This window comes from Cyanobium sp. Aljojuca 7A6 (genome assembly GCF_024346455.1).
Taxonomy (GTDB): domain Bacteria; phylum Cyanobacteriota; class Cyanobacteriia; order PCC-6307; family Cyanobiaceae; genus Cyanobium.
Genome location: NZ_JAGQCY010000015.1, coordinates 1 through 16696, shown reverse-complemented (window position 1 = coordinate 16696; position 16696 = coordinate 1). Strand labels below are relative to the sequence as shown.

Here is a 16696-nt window from a genome sequence, read left to right as displayed (position 1 = left end):
GTGTATCGAGGCGTACAGCGTGCGCGAGCGGGCACAGGGCCCGCTCAGGCCGATGGTGGGTCGGCGGGGAAGCCCCAGGCGCGCCGCAGGGCGGGGTCGGACAGTTCCCAGGCATGTTCGCTGGCCACGACGGCGGCCCGCACACCACCGTCCGCCAACCCCCGCTCCCGCCGGCAGAGGTCGAGTCGCTGCCGGAAGCACAGGCTCTCCTGCAGCAGCGCTTCGACCCGTTCGGCACCACCGGCACTGGCCAGCATGGTGGGCTGCCGTCCACAGAGTTCGAGGCTCTCGATGTGCTGCTCCAGCCAGGCGGCCTCGTACTGGAGCATGGCGTTGCTGCATCCATCGAGCCGTGAGGCATAGAGCGCCAGATGCTCGTCGAGCCGTCCGGGCGCCTCACCCCGTTCACCCGGGGGCATCGGGGTGGAGCGGTCGTGGAGCCGCTGCATGATCTGGCGCAGATAACTCATCGGCGGTGGCTTCGAAGCGCTCGGGCGGTCGGTGGGCTCAGACGGCAGCCAGGCCCCGTTCATTGAACACCCCTTCGAACAGCACCGAACTGAGATAACGCTCGCCGGAATCGGGCAGCACCACCACGATCGTGCGGCCCTCGAAGGCCTTTTCCCTGGCCAGCCGCAGGGCGGCCACCGTGGCGGCGCCGCAGGAGATACCAGCCAGGATGCCCTCCTCCTTCATGAGGCGGCGGGCCATGGAGACCGCTTCCTCGTCACTGACCGACTCGACGCGATCGACCAGGCTCAGGTCGAGGTTGGCGGGCACGAACCCGGCGCCGATGCCCTGGATCTTGTGGGGGCCGGGCCGGAGATCCTCGCCGGCGATGGTCTGGCGGATGACGGGGCTGTTGGCGGGCTCCACCGCCACCGACACCAGGGGTTGGCCCAGGGTGGTCTTGATATAGCGGCTCACGCCGGTGATGGTGCCGCCGGTACCCACACCCGCCACCAGGGCGTCCACCACACCGTCGGTGTCCTTCCAGATTTCCGGACCGGTGGTGTCGTGGTGGATGCGGGGATTGGCCGGGTTCATGAACTGCTGCAGCATCACCCAGCGGTCCGGTTCGGATTCCGCCAGCTCCTTGGCCGCGCCGATCGCTCCACCCATGCCGAGCCGACCTTCGGTGAGGACCAGGTGGGCGCCGTAAGCGGTGAGCAGCTTGCGCCGCTCCAGGCTCATCGTCTCCGGCATCGTCAGCGTGAGGGGAATGCCCCGGGAGGCGGCCACGAACGCCAGGGCGATGCCGGTGTTGCCGCTGGTGGGTTCGATCAGCTCCTTGCCGGGCCCCAGCAGACCGTCCTTTTCCGCCTGCCAGATCATCGCCGCACCGATGCGGCACTTCACCGAATAGGCCGGATTGCGTCCCTCGATCTTGGCGAGGACCCGCGCCCCGCATCCCTCCGTGACGCGATGCAGCTGCACCAGCGGGGTCTGCCCGATGCTGAGGCTGTTATCCGCATGGATGGGGCTCATGGTGCTCCCGCAAGATCCGGTGCATGGGCACCTTAGACAGCGTTCGTTCGCGGGTGACTGTCAAGCAGCTGCGGCACGTCGCGGGGGCGACACCGGCCCATACCATCAGCTGCAGCCATGCATCGTCGCCAGGGGTGAAGACAACGATCCCCGGGATCAATGGACCCGTCGCCCTGCTGCTGCTGCTCCTCTCCATTGCGGTGGTGACCGTGGCGCTCGACCGGGGCCGCTACTGGTGGAACTGGTGGCGCACGCGGACGTCCCGCAGACAGCAGTGGGAGCGGCTGCTGGCTGAGGAGGGAGGGGGCGCCGCTGGGCGAAGGCTGGAGGACTGGGACCTGGAGATGCGCTTCGGTGAACCGCTGCTGCAGGCCGCCGTCGTGCTGGCCCCCCTGCTGGGCCTGGTGGGCACCGTGCTCGGACTGATGCAGGTGCTCGCCAGCCTCGGCCCCCAGCTGCTGCTGCCGGCGGGTGCCAACCTGGCCGGGTTCAGCCAGGTGTTGCTGAGCACCGCCCTGGGGTTGATCGTCAGCCTGATCGCGAGCACCAGCCTGGTGGCGAACCAATGGCTGCGGCGCAGCCAGTGCCTGAGGTTGCAGCGACTCGGCCGTGCCTGGCCCCCCCAGGCATGACCTACGCCCTCGCTTCGCTTGTGGGGCTGACCCTGCTGCTGTGCGGATCGGTGGCGGCCCTGGCGGATCTGGTCCGGGAGCGCCAGCCGCGGCTGCGCCCCCAGGTCGGGATGGCCCTGACGGGGGCCCTGTGGATCGTGCAGGCGCCGGAGAATCGCTGGTTCGTCAACGGGGAACCGGTGTCCCGCACCCGGCTGCCGGGCCTGCTGGCCTCCCAGCCGGCCAGCACCGAGATCCGCTTCCTGCCGGCCGCCACCCTGCCGCTGGAACAGGTGAGCCGCTCCCTGGCCCACCTGCGTTCGATCAGCCCCCGGCCCGTGGGGCTGGCCCTGCCGGGCCAGGGGCCATGAGGGCAGACGCTGATCGCACCCAGGCCTGGGGGCCAGCGTTGGAGGCCCTGGCCCTGGGGACGGTGGCGACAGGACTGGCGCTTCTGACCCTGGCACTGATCCTGGTTCCCCAGCGACTGGCCCAGCGACCGGCGAGGGAGGGGATCGTCAGCCTGCACCTGGCCGCCGATGGACAGCTGCGGCTGTGGAACCAACCGATCCCCAGCGGGGAGCTGATGGGCGTGCTCCAGAGGCTCGAAGCCGGCAAGGCCCGCCCCACCGTGCGGCTGGTCCCCGATCGCGATGTGCCCTGGGGGGCGGTGCAGCAGCTGATGGGGCGGCTGGGCCGCACCGACCTTCCCATGGAGCTGCAGCTGCCATGAAAGCCAGCCTGCCCTTTCCCGGTTGGCGCCGTCTCCAGCTGCCCCTGCTGGTGGCGCTAGCCCTGAACGGCCTGCTGCTGCTGCCGGCCCTGCGGCCCTCCCAGCGTCCCGTGCCCAGCAGAGCCGCGGCCCCAGCGGATGACACTCCCGAGCTGCTGCGCTTCAGCCGCCAGCAGGCCCGGGAACCAGCCCTGCCACTGCTGGCCCTTCCCTCCCTGAGCTCCCTGAGCTCCCTACCGCCACCACCACCAACGGATCTGCCGGCCGGCCGGCGTGGCAACGCCGCCAGCACCGCCAGACCCCAGTCCCGGGCGGCCACCACCCCCGGCCGGGGCGAGGGGACAGCCCAGGAGCGCCCCCCTTCCAGGTCCGGCGCGGAACCCACGGCGGTCAGCAGACTGCTCGCCCTGGCCCTGCAGGCCAAGACCATCGAGGCGACCGAGGCCACATCCGTGGCGGGTCTGTGGGAGCAGGCCTCGCCCACGAAGGAGTCTCCTGCCGGGATGAGCCTCGCGGCGGACGGCCTGGAATGGCGGCGCTTGCCCCTGGCCAAGGCACGCGCCGGCGGCCTGCCGTTGGGGGATCCCCTGGCCGTGCTTCTGGGCGGCAAGGTACTGCTGCTCTGGCCGGAGGGGACGGCGCTCTGGATGCTGGGCGCCGCGGGCGAAAGCCAAGCGGCCAGCTCCAGCCCCTGAACGGCAGCAACGATCAGCGGCCGGCCGCCTCCAGGGCCGCCACAGCCTGGAACAGGCGCCCCAGGGCCTCCTCCAGATCAGGGGCCTCGAGCATGCCGTAGCTGAGTCGCAGCAGGCCCCGGCCGCCAACTGGCGGCAGGCCGAAGCTGTCGCCCGGCAGGGCCGCCACCCCATGCCCCAGCACCAGGTGCCGCAGCAACGCGGCGCCATCCAGGGCACAGGGAAACCGCAGCAGGCCATAGAAGGCCCCGTCCGGGGGGCCCAGCAGCTCCATGGCCAGTCCGCCGCTACGGGCCGCCGCCACCGCGTCGAGCAACTGCCGCCGCCGCTGACCGAGGGCCTCGACATGGGGGCGGCACCAGGCCGGCCCGGCCTCCAGGGCCGCCAGGGCCGCCCTCTGGCTGACCTGGGGCGGGCAGATCAGCACCGTGTCCTGGACCTTGGCCAGGGCCCCCATCAGCTGGCGGGGAACCGCCGCGTAGCCCACCCGCCAGCCCGCCATGCCGTAGGCCTTGGACAGCGAAAACAAGGACACCGTGTGGCCGCCGCTGCCCGGCAGCCGGCCAGGACCCCGATGGGGCACCGCCCCATGCACGAAGTCGGCATAGGCCTCATCGCTCACATGCACCAGCCCATGGCGGTGGCACAGACCGTTGATGGCCGCCAGCACCTGCGGCGGCGTCACCAGGCCGCTGGGATTGTTGGGGGAGATCGTCACGATCGCGCGGCTGCGGGGGGTGATCGCCGCCGCCAGCCGGTCGGGATCGGGCACCAGCCCCGCCTCTACCGGCACGGGCACGCCGCCGGCCAGGCGGATCGCCATGGCGTGGTTGAAATAAAACGGCAGCGGCAGCAGCACCTCGTCGCCGGGGTCGCAGAGCACCTGGGCGATGGCGTTGAAGGCCATGTTGCTGCCGGCGGTCACCAGCAGGTCACTGCCCTCCAGATCCAGGCCACGCACCTCGGTGAGCTCCCGCCGCACGGCCTCCAGCAGGGGCTCCTCGCCCCACACCGGCCCGTAGCGATCCAGCCGCCGATCGGTCTCCGCCAGGGCCACGGCGACGGCCTGGCGCACCGCCTGCGGTGGCGCCCAGGCCACCATGCCCTGGGCCAGGGAAAGGGCGCCGGGGCACTGGCGCAGCAGGGCGCCGACCTGGGCGATGACAGGATCGGCCACCGCCGCCATCCGCACCGCCACCCCGGGGAAAGCGTCCGCCATCTCAGGCCGCGGCCGGCAGCAGCAGTTCCATCACGGCGCCACCGCCGGGGTGGTTGGCGGCCTGGATGCGGCCGCCGTGGGTGACGGCGATCTGCTGGACGATGGACAGGCCAAGTCCGCTGCCGCCCCGGTCACTGCGCACCCGGGAGGGATCACCGCGGTAAAAGCGCTCAAACATGTGCTCCAGGTCGTCCTCGCTCAGGCCGGGGCCCTCGTCGCGGATGGTGAGCAGGCACCACCCCGCCGTCGCTTCGATCTCCACCCGCACCATGCCCCCGTCCGGGCTGTAGCGCAGGGCATTGTCCAGCAGGTTGAGCACGGCCCGGTGCAGCCGCGAGCCATCGCCCATCACGCTCAAGGGAGGCTCGGCCGTCAGCTGCAGGCGAATGGAGCGGCGCTCGGCCAGGGGGCGCAGGCCCAGCCACACCTGTTGCACCAGCTGGGGCAGATCGACACGGCTGCGCAGGCGTACACCTTCCGGCAGCGTGTTCTCCAGACGGGACAGTTCCAGCAGATCACCGACGAGCCGCTGCAGCCGCAGCAACTCGCGCTGCAGCCGTTCCACCAGCACGGCGTTGGCGTCGTTGACGTGGGCGGCCAGGCTGTCACCCACCAGCAGCAGGGCCGTGAGGGGCGTCTTCAGTTCATGGGCCACATCACTCACCCAGCGCTCCTGCTGCTCCAGCTGGGCTTCGAGCGAACGACGGCTCTGGAGCATCACCGCCACCCAGCCCCGCTCGCCGGGCAGGATGACCACGGCCAGTTGCTGGTTGCCTGGCTCCAGATCCAGCCGCTGGGGTCGCTCCCGCCGGCGAGCGTTGCGGATCCCCTCGAGCAGCTCGCTCGAACGGCAGACCCTCTCGAGCGGTTCCTGACGCCGCAGCCCCGCTCCGGGAACATCCAGCAGCCTTTCGGCCCGCAGATTGATCAGCTGGAGGCGATCAGCAGGGTCGAGGATCAACCAGCCATCGGGGGCCTCGGCGATCCAGCGCAGCAGCTGCCGCAGCGAAAGGCCACTCAGGCTACCGACGGGCTGGCGGCGACGCTGCGCCAGCCACCATCCCAGGGCCAGCCCCAGCAGCCCGGCCAGAAGCACCCCCATTCAGCCGAAGCGGTAGCCGAAGCCCCGAACGGTGATCAGATGCTCGGGTGCCGAGGGATTGGCCTCAAGTTTTTCGCGCAACCAGCGGATGTGGACGTCGACGGTCTTGCTGTCACCGAAGTAGTCGTAGCCCCAGACGCGTTCCAGGAGCTTGTCGCGGCTCCAGACGCGGCGGGGGTTCTGCATGAACAGCTCCAACAGCCGGTATTCCTTGGGGGAGAGATTGACCTCAAGGCCATCGCGGGTGACCCGGCATTCCTCAGGGAACAGGTTCAGGTTGGCGTGCTGCAGAACCTTGGCCGCGACCTCCTGCGAGCGACTGCGGCGCAGCAGGGCCCGGCAGCGAGCCACCAATTCGCGCAGGCCGAAGGGCTTGATCAGGTAGTCGTCGGCCCCCACCTCAAGCCCCAGCACCCGGTCGGTCTCGCTGTCACGGGCGCTGACCACCAGGATCGGGGTCTGGTTACCGGCGGAGCGCAGCTGGCGGCAGAGATCCAAGCCCCCCAGACCCGGCAGCATCAGATCAAGAACCACCAGGGAAAACTCCTCCCCCGGCGGGCACTCCTGCAGGGTGCGCAGGGCCTCCCGGCCATTGCCGCAGGCCGTGACGGCAAAACCCTCGAGCACGAGGACGTCGCGGATCGTTTCACGGATCGTGTCGTCGTCCTCGACGACCAGGAGGGGGGGGTGCATGCCGGCATTATCGGCGTCTGCGGGGGGCAGATCCCAGAACTGACTCAACGACGTGGGAGATAGCTGACCACGAGGCGACGCTGGCCGTCCAGCTGCAGCCAGCCCTCATCACGCAACGTACCGATCACGCGGGTGACGGTGACGCGGGTGGTCGCCAGGGCACTGGCCACCTCCTGGTGGGTGAGGCGCAGGTTGAGGCGCAGGCCCGATTCGCAGGGCTGGCCATACTCACTGGCCAGGAGTTCGAGAAAACCACGCACCCGTTCATCGACGCGCTTGAGCCCCATCAGAGCCAGCAGGGCCTGGCTCTGATGGATGCGCAGGCCGAGGGCCTCGAGCATGGCCACAGCCAGGGCACCGTCCTGACGGATCTCGCTGCAACTCAGGCAGAGCAGGTCCGTGTCGGCCAGGGTGGTGGCGGAGTAGGCCTCGATGCCGTTGAGGGGATCACCAAAGGGTTCGTTGGGGCCGGCCAGCCCGAGGAGCATGTCATCGCCGTGAATCGTGATGGCACTGAGTTTGACCATGCCGCGAACCACAAGCCAGACATTATTTTTCAGCAGCGGCACATTGCTGCCTGCACTGACATGAACCAGACTTCGTTTCTGATAATTGGCTTCGAGAAGCTCGCGGAATCCATCTTTGCTGCCGGATTCACGGGAAGGCGTGAATACCATCGGGAAAAGCGCGTTGGATGCACCAAACTGTATGCAGCAACACCCCGGAATCGAGCAAAGGGCTGGTAGTGCTTTGGTTAAGGCCTTGGTAAGGCCTGGGCCATCGGGGCCGGTTCCGGCGGGGCGTCAGGCCGCCGTTCGAGCCAGAGGGCCAGCGACAGGCTGCGGCGCCGCTCGGGAAGGATGAGCCCATCGGCCCGTTGCCGCCACTGCTCCCAGCAGCCCTGGGCCTTGCGGCGCAGCAGAGCTTCGAGAACCGGCAGGCTCCTTGCCAACCCGGACGGCAACTGATCATCGATCGCCTTCTCCAGGACGTGGAGATCGTTGAGTTCGCCGAGCAGCTCCTGCAGCTCCCTGAGTTCGACCACCCACTGCCGGCAGCGTGAGCCGGTGACGGCGGCGAGATTCTCGAGTCCGTAGCGCGCCGTCTTGAGTCGCTTGCGCAGGTCATGGACGCGTTCCATCTCTGCCTCCTGCTCGAGGATGAACCAGCCGGGGTGCTGAAACAGCCCGGCGATCATGGGTGCCTGCCACTCCAGGGTCCACCCCAGCAGCGGCAACTCCCCCAGGGGCGTGAGATCGGGACGGCGCAGCCAGCTCTGCAGCTGGGAGAGCAGCTTCAGATAGCCACCGCTCTGAAGGGTCGACACCACCTGCTCGTAGGCCAGGGCACGCTCGCGGCGCAACTGTTTCAGCACCGGCTTGAGCGCCTTTCGCTCCGCCTCGGGCAGCTCCACCATCAGATCCTGCTCGAGCCGCTCCCGCAGCACATCCAGGTCCCTCGCCATGCCGAGCCGCCGCACCGTCTTGGCCAGGCGGGGATCGCCGACGGCTCTGGGTAGCAGCAGCGCCGGGCCGAACTGGTGCAGGCAGGTGCGCAGACGCCTCAGGGACACCCGCATCTGATGCAGGGGCTCGGGGTCGTTGTCGGCCAGCACGGGGCCCTGGAGGGACACCAGCTTGTGGGTGAACCGACCGATCAGACCGACGGCGAACGCTCCGTTGCTGGAGGCCTGATCATCGTGCGGGCTGGCCATGGGAGGGGCCCGGAGGCCTCAGCGAGGTGATTTCGAACGGATTTGCTCGAAGCTGCGCCGGATCGCTTCGTTGATCGAGAGTCCGATGGGCAGGTCACCCCCGAAGGAGGTGCCGATCAGATGGCGATAAAGCTTGGACTCCACAACACGATAGGTGTCGGGGGGCAGGGGAATCACCCCGGCCTTCTCGCTGAATCGCAGCCCCCCCTGGACGGTGAAGGTGATGAAACGACGCACCTCGGGCCGCGCCCTCAGATCCTTGTCGTTGATGTAGACGAACAAGGGGCGCGACAGGGGGACGTAGCGCTCCTGCTGCACGTTGTCGATGGTCGGAGGCCAGGTTCCTCTGGGTCCTGTGACGGCCAGTGCCTTGAGCTTGCTGCCCTCGGCGCGGTAGTAGGAAAAACCGAAATAACCGAGGGCCAACGGATTCTTCTCGACACAGCGGACCAGGACGTTGTCGTCTTCACTGGCTGTGTAATCGGTGCGCGAATTCGCCGAATCCCCGTTGATGGCCTGGTTGAAATAATCGAAGGTGCCTGAGTCGGAACCGGGCCCGCAGAGATTGATCGGCCGATCCGGCCAGGCGGCATTGACCTGCTTCCATCGCTTGATGCGCCCTTGCGCCTTGCGGTTCCACAGGGTGGACAGCTCGGCCGTGGTGATGCGGCTGGCCCAGGTGTTGCTGGGATGGACCACCACCGAAATGGCATCGAAGGCCATCGGCAGTTCGATGAACGTGACCCCCTTGGCGGCGCAGGCCTTGAGTTCCTTGGAGCTGATCGGCCGGGAGGAGTTACTGATCGGAATCTCGCCGCGGCAGAACCTGCGCATCCCCGCCGAGCTGCCGGTTTCCTTCAGGGCGATGGAGGCCGGCCGATCACCCTGGCGCTTCATGAAGGCCTTGGCGGCCTCTTCCATGATCGGGAACACCGTGCTCGAGCCCTCGACCCGCACCACAGGAGCGGCCTTCGTCTGGGCCTGGACCGGCACCGGAGCCAGGGACGGCGCCAGCCAGGCACCGAGAAGAACACCAAGACCGCTGCAGGCCACCACGCACCTCGACCGGACTGTCGCAGGCAGCTTCAGGACCATGGTTCGGGACCAGCGAAGGAAGGGCGCTGCGCCGATCCTGCACCACCAAGCCGAGGTGTTGGGTTAAGGACAGATTGTGGCTGCAAGCCGTTGTGGTGGCGAACCCTCAGCCCTGCCCGGTCCAGTCCTGGAACCAGCCCCGCCGCCACAGCCACCAGGCCTGCAGCAAGGCCACAAAGAGCATAAGAACCATTACAAGAGCGTAACCGTAATGCCACTTAAGCTCGGGCATGTACTCGAAGTTCATGCCGTAAACGCCAACGATGAACGTGAGCGGCGCGAAGATGCTGGTGAGGATGGTCAGGGTCTTCATCACCTGGTTCATCCTGTTGCCCACGCTGGCGGCATAGGACTGGGTGATGGCATCGCATTGGTTGCGCAGCGACCCGCAGGCCTCAAACAATTGGTCGACGAGCTCGGCCATGTCCCTGAAGCCTTCCAGGGCCTCGGTGCCCAGCAGGCGTTGCCGTTGCCGGAGCAGCAGGCCGATCTGGTGGCGAAGGGGCCAGATCAAGGTGCGAATGATCCGCAGGTTGCTTCTGAATTCGTAGGAACGGCGCAGGATCAGGGGGCGGGGATTGCGCAGGGAGGATTCCTCCAGCGCATCAAGCCTCTGGGACATCGCCTCCAGCATCGGAAACAGGTCATCGAGCAGGTCATCGATGACGAAATGCAGGATGTCGTCCAGATCCCTGTCGGCCAGGGACCCCGACTTCGACAACAGCCAGTCGGTGAGATCCGGGAAGGGATCGCCACCACAGCCTTCCTCCATGGTGATCAGCAATCCGGGCAGCAGCACCAGGCCCACCTGTTCGCTGACCAGATGGGCCGGGTCCTTGGCGAAGCTGAGCCGGTGCAGCACCACCAGCAGCACATCCTCCAGGCCGTTCACCTGGGGCCGCTGGGGCACCTCGAGCAGGGGGGGCAGCAGCACCGCCGGCACCTCCAGGTGCTCCAGGAGCTGCTGGATGTAGCGGCGATCGCCCAGCCCCTGCAGACGCAGCCACAGGGGGGTGCCCGCTCTGCGCAGGCTGGCCAGCTGCTCGATGGCAGGGGCGGTGGTCCGCACCGGTCCGGTATCCAGGAACAGCACCGCATCGGCCCGGGTGGGCCCGAGTCCGCCATGGACGTAGAGATGGGTGGGGAGGCCCGCCGGACGCTGCTCCAGGCGCTGGGAGTTCAGCGCCCCTGGGGTGAGTCGCACCACGGGAGTCCCGGTTGTTGCCAGGATTCAAACGCAGCTTCGAAGCGGTGGGTATGGCGTCCGCCGGGAGCCCGCAGCCGTCATCCCAGGTCTTTACGGCGTCTTAAGGCAGGCTGCCTAGACTAATAGGCTGATGTGCCGCAGCCGTTGACCAACCCCCCCTCCCCGGGAGCGTTCAACCCCGACGTCGGCCAGCAGGAAAGGGATGTCAAATCCCCGATGGAGGCCCACAGCAGCTATCGCGGCAGCGACTGGAGCCCGGAGCGGCTGATGTTTCATCAGAATCTGGAGTCCTTCGCCGACCAGGTGGGCCTGATCGTTGGGCTTCAGGCCAACGGCAAGATGAGCCAGGACGAGGCCTACGCCAAAATCAAGAAGATCTGGAAAGGTCTGAAATTCACCCGCGATTCCCTCTTCGACGAATCAAGGGACTGATCCATCAGGCCGGTCAGCCTGTGGCGGAGATCACGGCAGTTGGTCTTCTGGTTCACAGTTGCTCTGAAACGCCAGGCAGGTGAGCATCGGCTCGCTGCTGGCGCTACTGGCCACGATCGCCTCCAGCACCTTCACGGTGGCCGTGATGTTGGGTCCCTTGTTGAGCATCACCGCATCGGCCCGGGCCCCCATGGACGCATCGGTGATCTCGGCGCGGGTGGGATGGCCGTGCTGGGCCAGCGTGTCGAGCACCTCGGTGGCCCAGATGCAGGGCACGTGCGCCGCGGCGCAGATCCGCAGGATCTCCTCCTGAATCGGAGCCAGGGCCTCCCAGCCGCACTCGATCGCCAGATCGCCCCGGGCGATCATCACCCCCACCGGCGCCCCGTGGCCCATGGCCGCGAGCAGCAGCCGGGGCAGGTTGAGAAAGGCCTGGCGGGTTTCGATCTTGAGCACCACCGCCAGGTCCCCCCGGCCCCGGTCCTCCAGGCACTGGCGCAGGGTCTGGATGTCGGAATCCCTGTGCACGAAGGAGTAGCTGATCATGTCGGCGTGCCGCGTCACGAAGGCCAGGTCTTCGATGTCCTTGGCGGTGAGGGCCGGTGTGCGCAGGTCGCTGTCGGGGAAATTGATCCCCTTGTCGGAGCGGAGCCGGCTGCCCCTGGCCTGGGCGGCCGTGATCACGAGCCGCACCTCCTGGGCCGACACCCCGCGGATCACCGCAGCGATGCGGCCATCGTCGAAGAGCACCCGTTCACCAAGGCGCAGATCGCCGAACACCTCCGGCAGGGTGCAGGGAAGCGTGCCTGGGCCCCGGTCCGGCTCCGGCGTCAGACGAATGGCCTCGCCCGGGCGCAACAGCCGTTCGCCGCTGACCGGGGCCAGCGGACCGACGACCAGCCGGGCTTTGCCGTGCCGCTGGCGGAACATCAGGCCGGTCACGAAGTGGCAGGACTTTTCGGCCTGCAGCACCACCCCATCGGGGACACGCCGAACCACGGTGAGGGTGCGCCGGCGGCCGGAGGCATCCTGCCCCCGCAGCCGATGGCCTGCCTTCAACCGCTTCGCCCGCGACAGCCGCGCCGGCAGCAGCACCACCTCGGCATCCTGCAGCATGGGCCTGGCTCCCGACGGCACCGCCAGGATCCGCACAGGCTGGGTGGGACGTCCCAGTCGGTCGCGGGGGGGGCGCGCACGGATCACCGCGGGCTGGGGGGCCAGCTGACCGGTGCGCAGCTTCGGGCCCGCCAGGTCCATGGCGATCGCACAGGGGCGGCCGGTGGCCACCCGGGCCTGGGTGAGGACGTCCACCATCCGGCCCCAGACCACGGGGTCGTCATGGGCGCAATTGATGCGGGCGATGGTCATCCCCGCCTGCAGCAGATCGGCGATCAGGGCGGGCTGCTCGGCCGCCTCCGCCGGCAGGGTGACCATGATTCCTGTGACCCCAGCGGCGGCCAGGGCTCCGAACAATCGGTCGCAATGCCGCTCCAGGACGTCGGGACCGACCAGGCCAGGGGAGGCGCCCAGCTCGGACCCCAGTCCCTCAAGCGCTTCGAGGGCGGTGATCACCGCCTCAAGGCTGGACAGCAGGTGGGCATCGCAATCGGTGAGGGGACACAGTCCCCGTTGCCGCAGCGCCTTCGGCAGGCCGGGATGGGCATGGCGATGGAAGGCGATGAAATGCAGCAAGTTGCGGGCACTGGCCCGGTAGTCGGGGTGAATGGCCTCCAGGCAGTCGGCCTCCTCCAGCTCGATGCGCTCCAGGTTGGTTCGCAGGGTTCGCAACGTGTCGAGCAGCCAGCGGGCCGTTGCAGGCGTGGGGTCCTTCATGTCCTGGGGCCCTCGGTGGTCGCAACGGCTTCCACCTCACAGTGGAGACCCTGGCGGCGCAACTCCTCCGCCAGCTGTTCGGCAAGGTCGCGGTCGAGGGCGGGGGTGAAAGGCTCCGCCCCATCGAGCAGGTGGGCCATCGCCCCTGGGGCTCCCCCCAGATGCCGGGCCAGGGACTGGAGCGCCTCGAAGCGACCTTCCTCCCTGGGGGAGCCCTGCAGGCGCAGGCGCCATCCAGGCGGATCGGGGCAGCCCAGCTCGATCCGCCGCAGCTGGCGCAGGGTGGCCAGCACCACCAGCTGATCCCCCGCTGCCAGCACCAGATCGAGGGAGGGCAGCACCAGGGGAGAACGGCGCCCGGGGCGCAGCAGATGGATGGTGGTGACCCCGTAGCCCTGCTCGACCCTGGAGAGGTTCAGCCCCGCCAGGCCATCGCCCTGCTGAATGCGGTAGCGCACCAGCAGATGGTTGGCCCCATCGATCCGGCAGATCTCCTCCACCCGTTCGCCGAACGCCGTGGCCACGACCGCATCGGCCACCAGGTCCATGCTGGAGATCACCGCCACACCGCCGAGCAGGTCTCCGAGTTGTTCGGCCGCCTCGACCGCATGGGAGAGGATCGCGTAGCGGGCCTCCGGCCAGGACTTCTGCAGCTGGAAGGTCTCCTGCAGGTTGGCGAGCAGATCCACAGACAGCAGACCGATCCCCTCCAGTCGGCAGTGCTGCAGCGCGGCGAGGGCGGTCTCCCAGCGGTGGAACACCACCATCCCCGGCCGTTGCAATGGCTGCACGGGCCGTGTATCGATCCGCAGCACCTGCAGCCCATCCCTGACCAGGTTGTCGGCGACCCGCCCGGCGAGTTCCTCCCCCTCGGCCAACAGGATCCAGCGGCTGCCACGCCGGAAGCGGCCGGGATGGCCCAGTCCGAAACGCTCCCGCAGCAGCCTCTCCAGGATCACCGCCACCAGGGCGGAGGTGAGCAGCGTGCCCACCAGGGAGTACACCAGCGTGAGGCCGATCATCCAGGGGGCCGCCGCGGCGATGCCGTCATCCGGGGGCAGCATCACGTTCACCGGATCGACGTATTCCCCCTTGAGCAGGGACAGGGTGACGAACATCCCCTGGCGCCAGCCGCCGCCGGTGGAGAACAGGGCCATGCCGAGGCCCATCAGCCCCCCGAACCCCAGCAACACGGCCTGCTGGAGCCGGCTGCGTTGCCGCCACAGCCGCAGCGGTGCCCCCAGGCCGCGGCGCAGGGCCAACAACCGGCCCGGAACCGTTGTGGCAGGAACGGCATCCGCAGCGCGGTGATGGTGCGTCCCCATCGGAATCACCTGCAGGGGCCGGGTCGGGTCGGCGCCGGCCTGACGCAGGCAACGCTGCTGGCGTCGATCCTGGCCGCTTCCCTCCACCACCAGATAGGACTGACCATCGACACGGAAACTGGCTTCCTGCTCGCCAGGCCGAACGGCCTCGGTGATGGCACCGGCCGTGAGCAGCAGGGGATCCACAACGGCCACCCCGCTCAGGCGCTCCTCGAGCAGGGCTCCGAGGCTGGCCAGCTGGCCGGAGGAGCGCACCACCACATCCGCCGATGGATTGAGCAACCTCACCTGCAGGGCCGCCTCCACGTTCACCGTGCTCTCGGTGCTCAGCAACAACACGGCGCGGGCCGTCTCCACCCCGGCCTGGGAGAGGACATGGGGCAGGCGCATGTCCCCCAGCACCACGCTGGAGCCGAAACGCTCCTCCAGGCGGGGATCGCGCCAGTCCGGTCGCTGACGATCCAGGCAGCGCAGTGGCACGTCAAAGGGAAGCAGCCGCAGCAGGCAGGCCTGGCCGAGGGATCCGAGGCCGCAGATCAGCACCGATCCCTCCCGCGGGCTGGACGCCCCGGGTGCGGAGAACGGGGTGCCACTGGCCACCCCGGCGAGGGCTGCGGGATCGGGAATGGAACGCTGGCAGTCCCTTCCATCTTCCCAAGGCGACGGGGAAGCGGCTGCCCCGGGTCTTAACCATTCCTGGTGAGGGTTGAGGGGTGCCCATCGCCTTGCCGCCATGACCAGCACCCTTGCCCCTGTGATGGGTCTGCCCGAGCCTGGCTCCTACGCCGACCCCCAGCGCAACGGCCTGGCGGCGAAGGATCTTCTCGATGGCCTGATCGAGCACCTCTTCTATTCCCTGGGCCGGCGTGTCCAGGAAGCCGACCACCACGACCTCTACATGGCGCTCAGCTACGCCGTGCGCGACCGGCTGATGACCCGCTACCTGGCGGGCCTCGATGCCATCCACGCGAGCCCGTCCCGGGTGGTGGCCTACCTGTCGGCCGAATTCCTGATCGGCCCCCAGCTCGGCAACAACCTGCTGATGCTCGGCATCCAGAAGGAGGCCGCCGAGGCCCTCAAGCCGTTCGGCATCAACGACATCGAGGAGATCCTCGACGTGGAAGAGGAGCCGGGTCTGGGGAATGGCGGCCTGGGGCGCCTCGCCGCCTGCTTCCTCGAATCCCTCGCCTCCCTCGAGATCCCCGCCACCGGCTATGGCATCCGCTACGAGTTCGGCATCTTCGACCAGCTCATCCGCGACGGCTGGCAGGTGGAGATCACCGACAAGTGGCTCAAGGGCGGCTGGCCCTGGGAAATTGTTCAACCGGAGAAGGCCTGCTACGTGGGCTTCGGCGGCCACACCGAAAGCTTCCGTGACGACCACGGCACGTTCCGGGTGCGCTGGATCCCCGGCGAGCACGCCATCGGCATTCCCCACGACGTGCCGGTGCTGGGCTATCGGGTGAACACCTGCGACCGGCTGCGCCTCTGGCGAGCGGAGGCCTGCGAATCCTTCGACTTCCAGACCTTCAACAGCGGCGATTTCTACGGCGCCGTGGAAAGGAAGGTGGGCTCTGAAACGCTCTCCAAAGTGCTGTATCCCAACGACGGCACCGACGCAGGACGGCGCCTGCGCCTGATGCAGCAGCACTTCTTCGTCAGCTGCTCGCTGCAGGACATGATCCGCAGCCTCGAGGCCCGCGGCCTTGCCATTGAGGACTTCCCGGCCCACTGGGCCATCCAGCTCAACGACACCCACCCCTCGATCGCCGTCGCCGAGCTGATGCGGCTGCTGCTCGACGACAAGCACCTCGGGTGGGACGCCGCCTGGGCCATCACCACCGCCTGCCTCTCCTACACCAACCACACCCTGCTGCCCGAGGCCCTCGAAAAGTGGGGCCTCGATCTCTTCGGGTCGCTGCTGCCTCGCCACCTGGAGCTGATCTTCGAGATCAACCACCGCTTCCTCCAGCAGGTGCGCCTCAAGTACCCCGGCAATGACGCCGTGCTGCGGCGCCTCTCGATCATCGATGAAGGCGGCGACAAGGCCGTGCGCATGGCCCACCTCGCCACCGTCGCCTCCCACCACGTCAATGGCGTCGCCGCCCTGCACAGCGCCCTGGTCAAGCAGGATCTGTTCCCCGACTTCGCCGCCCTCTGGCCCGGGAAGTTCACCAACGTCACCAATGGCGTGACACCAAGGCGCTGGCTGGCTCTGGCCAATCCAGCGCTGCATGCCTTGCTCTGCGACAGCCTCGGCCCCGACTGGCCAGCCCGGCCCCAGGCCCTGCGGCGCCTCGAAGACTTCCAGCATGACGGGGCGTTCCTGGAGCGCTGGGGGGCCTGCAAGCGGATCGCCAAGCAACGCCTGGCCGGCTACATCCACCGCCACCTCGCGCTCAGCGTCGACCCCGAAAGCCTCTTCGACGTGCAGGTGAAGCGCATCCACGAGTACAAGCGCCAGCACCTCAATGCCCTGCAGGTGATCGCCCAGTACCTGCGCATCAAGAACGGCCTCGCCGATGGCCTGGCCCCCCGCACCGTGATCT

The 16696-nt window shown here is 68.4% G+C and carries 17 protein-coding genes; 6 read left to right on the top strand and 11 right to left on the bottom strand.

The window, feature by feature from the left end:
- Positions 1-44: 44 nt before the first annotated feature.
- Together KBY95_RS12805 and cysK are read right to left on the bottom strand one after the other, a co-directional pair.
- Positions 45-470 carry a hypothetical protein gene (locus tag KBY95_RS12805; protein ID WP_254965470.1) on the bottom strand — a complete coding sequence of 142 codons (426 nt, stop codon included), beginning with the start codon at positions 468-470 and terminating at the stop codon, positions 45-47.
- 37 nt (positions 471-507) lie between these two features.
- Positions 508-1488, bottom strand: a complete 981-nt coding sequence (gene cysK / locus KBY95_RS12800; protein ID WP_254965468.1) for a cysteine synthase A — start codon at positions 1486-1488, stop codon at positions 508-510.
- A 134-nt stretch (positions 1489-1622) separates the two neighbouring features.
- On the opposite strand from cysK, the gene KBY95_RS16420 reads away from it, so the two are divergent.
- From KBY95_RS16420 to KBY95_RS12780, 4 genes are read left to right on the top strand one after another with little or no spacing between them, the layout of a single operon-like run.
- Positions 1623-2120: a MotA/TolQ/ExbB proton channel family protein gene (locus KBY95_RS16420; protein ID WP_254965466.1), complete on the top strand. Its 498-nt coding sequence runs from the start codon at positions 1623-1625 to the stop codon at positions 2118-2120.
- Positions 2117-2470: a hypothetical protein gene (locus KBY95_RS12790; protein ID WP_254965464.1), complete on the top strand. Its 354-nt coding sequence runs from the start codon at positions 2117-2119 to the stop codon at positions 2468-2470. The genes KBY95_RS16420 and KBY95_RS12790 overlap by 4 nt, the downstream gene beginning before the upstream one ends.
- Positions 2467-2832 (top strand): biopolymer transporter ExbD, encoded by a 366-nt coding sequence (locus KBY95_RS12785; RefSeq protein ID WP_254965462.1) that lies wholly within the window; start codon positions 2467-2469, stop codon positions 2830-2832. The genes KBY95_RS12790 and KBY95_RS12785 overlap by 4 nt, the downstream gene beginning before the upstream one ends.
- Positions 2829-3527, top strand: coding sequence for a hypothetical protein (locus tag KBY95_RS12780; RefSeq protein ID WP_254965460.1), 699 nt, complete (start codon positions 2829-2831; stop codon positions 3525-3527). The genes KBY95_RS12785 and KBY95_RS12780 overlap by 4 nt, the downstream gene beginning before the upstream one ends.
- A 13-nt stretch (positions 3528-3540) precedes the next feature.
- Here KBY95_RS12780 and KBY95_RS12775 read toward each other — a convergent pair whose 3' ends face one another.
- The 7 genes from KBY95_RS12775 to corA form a co-directional block, all read right to left on the bottom strand.
- Positions 3541-4746, bottom strand: coding sequence for an aminotransferase class I/II-fold pyridoxal phosphate-dependent enzyme (locus KBY95_RS12775; RefSeq protein ID WP_254965458.1), 1206 nt, complete (start codon positions 4744-4746; stop codon positions 3541-3543).
- A 1-nt stretch (position 4747) separates the two neighbouring features.
- Positions 4748-5848, bottom strand: coding sequence for a cell wall metabolism sensor histidine kinase WalK (locus KBY95_RS12770; RefSeq protein WP_254965456.1), 1101 nt, complete (start codon positions 5846-5848; stop codon positions 4748-4750).
- On the bottom strand, positions 5849-6541 hold the full coding sequence (locus KBY95_RS12765; protein ID WP_254965454.1) for a response regulator transcription factor: 693 nt from the start codon (positions 6539-6541) through the stop codon (positions 5849-5851).
- A 44-nt stretch (positions 6542-6585) separates the two neighbouring features.
- The gene (locus tag KBY95_RS12760) at positions 6586-7218 is read right to left on the bottom strand and encodes a Crp/Fnr family transcriptional regulator (RefSeq protein WP_254965452.1); all 633 of its coding nucleotides are present in this window, start codon (positions 7216-7218) and stop codon (positions 6586-6588) included.
- A gap of 77 nt (positions 7219-7295) precedes the next feature.
- Positions 7296-8255, bottom strand: coding sequence for a CHAD domain-containing protein (locus KBY95_RS12755; RefSeq protein ID WP_254965450.1), 960 nt, complete (start codon positions 8253-8255; stop codon positions 7296-7298).
- Between the two features lie 18 nt (positions 8256-8273).
- Positions 8274-9311, bottom strand: coding sequence for a PstS family phosphate ABC transporter substrate-binding protein (locus KBY95_RS12750; RefSeq protein ID WP_254965448.1), 1038 nt, complete (start codon positions 9309-9311; stop codon positions 8274-8276).
- A gap of 145 nt (positions 9312-9456) precedes the next feature.
- Positions 9457-10557 (bottom strand): magnesium/cobalt transporter CorA, encoded by a 1101-nt coding sequence (gene corA, locus KBY95_RS12745; RefSeq protein ID WP_254965446.1) that lies wholly within the window; start codon positions 10555-10557, stop codon positions 9457-9459.
- A gap of 144 nt (positions 10558-10701) precedes the next feature.
- Here corA and KBY95_RS12740 point away from each other — a divergent pair, with 144 nt between their 5' ends.
- Complete coding sequence (locus KBY95_RS12740; RefSeq protein WP_315858925.1) at positions 10702-10989, top strand: hypothetical protein; 288 nt, start codon at positions 10702-10704, stop codon at positions 10987-10989.
- Between the two features lie 30 nt (positions 10990-11019).
- Here KBY95_RS12740 and KBY95_RS12735 read toward each other — a convergent pair whose 3' ends face one another.
- Positions 11020-12822 (bottom strand): pyruvate kinase, encoded by a 1803-nt coding sequence (locus KBY95_RS12735; RefSeq protein WP_254965444.1) that lies wholly within the window; start codon positions 12820-12822, stop codon positions 11020-11022.
- On the bottom strand, positions 12819-14747 hold the full coding sequence (locus KBY95_RS12730) for an NAD-binding protein (RefSeq protein ID WP_254965442.1): 1929 nt from the start codon (positions 14745-14747) through the stop codon (positions 12819-12821). Before KBY95_RS12730 ends, KBY95_RS12735 begins: the two co-directional genes overlap by 4 nt.
- A 133-nt stretch (positions 14748-14880) precedes the next feature.
- Here KBY95_RS12730 and glgP point away from each other — a divergent pair.
- Positions 14881-16696, top strand: a 1816-nt coding sequence (glgP, locus tag KBY95_RS12725) for a glycogen/starch/alpha-glucan family phosphorylase (protein WP_254965440.1), incomplete at its 3' end; no start/stop codon positions are given.